The organism is Alcanivorax sp. HI0044 (assembly GCF_001634945.1).
The window spans coordinates 1-337 of sequence record NZ_LWEZ01000926.1; the positions used below are offsets into that span (position 1 = coordinate 1).

1 pseudogene is annotated in these 337 nt (G+C 57.3%); it reads right to left on the reverse strand.

What is annotated here, in order from left to right:
* Positions 1-337, reverse strand: a pseudogene (locus A3730_RS31550) (TonB-dependent receptor); the annotation flags it as partial.

Here is a 337-nt window from a genome sequence, read left to right on the forward strand (position 1 = left end):
TCCACCTTGGTGGAAAGCGCCCCACGGATGCCACCGCTGTGCTGATAATTGCCACCCTTTACCCAGGTTTGTCCGTAATTCAGCCCCAGCAACAGGTCATGGTTACCCAGCTGTTTGTCATAACGCACGGTGGTGCCGAAGGTGGTCTGATCGGTATCGATCAACAGGCTGAAGAAGGGGTTCTGGACAATGGGGTGGTAGAGCGACTGGTCCTCAAAGGAAAAGCCCACCACCAGGCGGCTGGTATCACTCAGGGCCCACTCGGTGCGGTTGGCCGCGCGCCATTTCTCCACGTTATAGAGGAAGTTGCCCGTCACGTTATCCGGGTTGGCCTGAT